The organism is uncultured Leptotrichia sp., assembly GCF_938036635.1.
Classification (GTDB): Bacteria; Fusobacteriota; Fusobacteriia; order Fusobacteriales; family Leptotrichiaceae; genus Leptotrichia; species Leptotrichia hongkongensis.
In genome coordinates this window covers 1-3253 of sequence record NZ_CALHQO010000113.1, presented here as the reverse complement: position 1 = coordinate 3253, position 3253 = coordinate 1, and the positions used below count along the sequence as shown (strand labels likewise).

At 27.5% G+C, this 3253-nt stretch carries 3 protein-coding genes; all 3 read left to right on the top strand.

The window, feature by feature from the left end; translation table 11 throughout:
* Positions 1-75 precede the first annotated feature (75 nt).
* Entirely contained in the window at positions 76-966 is an 891-nt protein-coding gene (locus Q0370_RS02055; RefSeq protein WP_299571431.1) for an alpha/beta fold hydrolase, read from the top strand.
* 95 nt (positions 967-1061) lie between these two features.
* Positions 1062-2093 carry a rod shape-determining protein gene (locus tag Q0370_RS02050; RefSeq protein ID WP_147006265.1) on the top strand — a complete coding sequence of 344 codons (1032 nt, stop codon included), beginning with the start codon at positions 1062-1064 and terminating at the stop codon, positions 2091-2093.
* Positions 2094-2130: 37 nt separating this feature from the next.
* Positions 2131-3084 carry an ATPase gene (locus tag Q0370_RS02045; RefSeq protein ID WP_299571428.1) on the top strand — a complete coding sequence of 318 codons (954 nt, stop codon included), beginning with the start codon at positions 2131-2133 and terminating at the stop codon, positions 3082-3084.
* Positions 3085-3253 lie beyond the last annotated feature (169 nt).

Sequence of the window (3253 nt, the reverse complement as noted above, 5' to 3'; positions counted from 1 at the left end):
TTATAATGAATATATACTTATTTAAAATTACTGAAAAACTAAGTATTTGATAATATTTTTTCAGAAAGGAACATAATGGAAAAGCAGTATTTTGAGAGTTTTGATAATAAAAAAATTCCTTATTTATTTTTTGAGTCAAAAAGAGAAAGATATAAAAACAATATTGTAATATTTCATGGAATGATAGAGCCTATTGACAGATATGCTGAATTTGCAGAATTTTTGGCTTCTAATGGATATAATGTGTTTGTTATGGAAATTCGTGGCCATGGCGAACTGAAGGACGGTGAAATTGGAGATTTTGGAAAAGGTGGTATAAAGTCTGTCTTTAAAGATATTGACAACTTTTTTACAAAAATTCTAAGTAAAGTTGGAGCAACTCCAAGCAATACAACGATTTTGGGGCATAGCATGGGAGCTCTTATTGGAATACAATGGGGAATAAAAAATAAATACAAATACTTTATTTTGTCAGCTTTCCCTCTAAAAACTCAATTAGAAGTTATCGGTGGAAAAATTGCTACTCTTTTGGAAAGAATCATTTTCAGAAAAGTTTCTGCATTTAACAAAATTTTTGAAAAATGGAATGCATCCTTTGAGCCAAACTCAACAAAATTTGATTGGCTGACAAGAGATGAAATTGAAAATAAAAAATATGAAGACAATGAACTTTGTGGCTATTCTGTAACACCAAAGTTTTTTTCTGGAATTTTTTCCACAATGGCATTTATCAACAAAAATTACAAAAAATTAGATGAACATACAAAAATATTGGCTATTTACGGAACTGATGACAAAGCAATTGATATTCCATATATCAGTAAAATTTTTAATATATTAAGAAAGAAAAAAAGAAGAATAAATATTCTTGAAAATAAGAATGGACGGCATGAATCTCTTAATGAAACAAATAAACACGAAATTTATGATGAAATTTTAAAATGGTTAAATGCAAAAGATTTTTAATTTATAACAAAAAATTTAAAAAAATTGCAAAAAATAATAAATTTTTATCGAAAAGTATGATATAATTAAGGAAGTTAATTTTAATAGGAGGAAAAATGGGCGTATTTGATTTTGTAAAAATATTTAGAGTAAACAAAAGTATCTCAATAGACTTGGGAACTGCAAATATATTAATTTACGATAAGCAAAAGAAAAAAATAGTATTGAACGAACCATCTGTGGTTGCAAAAGATAGAAAAACTGGAAAATTAATTGCAGTTGGAAGAGAAGCTAGAGAAATGTTAGGAAAAACTCCTGACAGCATCGAAGCTATCAAGCCTTTACAAGATGGAGTTATTGCAGATATTGACTCAACAAAGGAAATGATTACATATTTTATTCATAAGATTTATGGAAATTCATTGTTCAAGCCAGAAGTAATGATTTGTGTACCAATTGAAGTTACAAGTGTAGAAAGAAAAGCCTTGTTTGATGCAGTAAAAGGTGCTAAAAAAATATATATTATTGAAGAAGGAAGAGCCGCTATCATTGGTTCAGGCGTAAATATTTCACAACCTGAAGGAAGCATGGTAATTGATATAGGTGGAGGTTCTACTGATATTGCAATTCTTTCACTTGATGAAATTATCGCAAGTAAATCAATCAGAATCGCTGGAAATAGATTTGATGAAGATATCGTGAGATATGTAAAAAGAAAATACAACTTACTAATTGGAGACAGAACTGCTGAAAAAATTAAAAAAGAAATGGCTACAGCATTAAAAGTTCAGTCGCCTGAAGTTATGGAAATAAAAGGTAGAGATTTGGAATCTGGTATCCCTAACACTGTAGAAATCAACGCAAACGAAATTTACGAAGCTATTGAAGATTCTTTATTCCAAATTGTAAACTCTACAAAAGAAGTTCTTGAAAAATGTCCTCCTGAATTGGCAGCAGACATTTTAGATAATGGAATTGTAATGACTGGTGGAGGTTCATTAATCAAAAACTTTATTGATATGATGGAAAAAGAAGTTGGAATCAAAGTATTCTTATCTCCAAACCCACTAGATTCAGTAGTTTTAGGTGGAGGAGCCGCATTTGACAACAAAAAATTATTAAGAACTCTTCAAATGAGAGAAAATTAATATTTGCTGTTAACAAAAAAAGAGAAAAAGAGAAAAAATGAAATTACAGGAAATAACTGAAAAATTTAAAAATGAAATAAATCAAGATAAAATAAGTGCAAGTTACCTCTTTTATGGTGATAAGAGAGTTGACTTGCTTTCTTATGCACTAATGTTCTCAAAAATGATTATGACAAAGAATGTGCAGAATGAGGCTGAAAAAGAAAAAATTGAACGGATTATTGATAACTTCCAGCATCCTGACATTGAAATAATAAATAAAAATAATGAAAACATAAAAATTGACGAAGTGCGTGAAATCATCTATTCATCAATAGAATCCTCATTTAATTCGCCAAAAAAAATATTTATTCTGTGCGGAATCGAAAACCTACGAAAAGAATCTTCAAACGCACTTTTAAAAATTTTGGAAGAGCCTCCGCAAAACGTATATTTCATCCTTCTATCAAGGACATTAAACATCATTTCCACAATAAAATCCCGTACAATCAAATTTCATCTATTTGGAATGAACAACGATGAACTGGGAGTTAGCAAGGAAATCTACTATTTCTTTGATGGAAATGAAAACGATATTTTAGAATTTAAAAGGCAAAATCTCTCACTTGATAATATTCAGTTTCAAATTAACACTGTGGAAGATATTTTACAAATTATTTTTGAAATGAAAAATTACACAACTGGAGAACTGGTTATAAAAAATAATCTAGATCTGACTATAAAATATAATAAAAGTATCGAATTGTTATCACAGCGAATACGTTTCTGGGATATTGAAAACGTATATTTTTTTATAAATGAAATCGAAAGTGAACTAAAAAAGGAAAAGGAATTTCTGATAAATTTCCTTTCAAAAATTATTATAAATGTAAAACATTCTCTAGATGCAGACGAATTGAAAAAATTGATAAATTTAAAAAACAGTATTAGAAGCAATGTAAATGTGAAAAGTGTGATTTTTAACTTTTTTGATATTTTACAAAATTCTTAGAACTTATTGAATAAAATTAATAATAATACTAAATCCCCATTTAAAAATAGGAATATATTTTTATAATGGGGATATTTAATAACTAATTTATAATCATTCAATTAAATTACTTTTTAGATATTTTGATTAATAAATATTTTCTTATATTATTATATTTTTTCTTTTTATT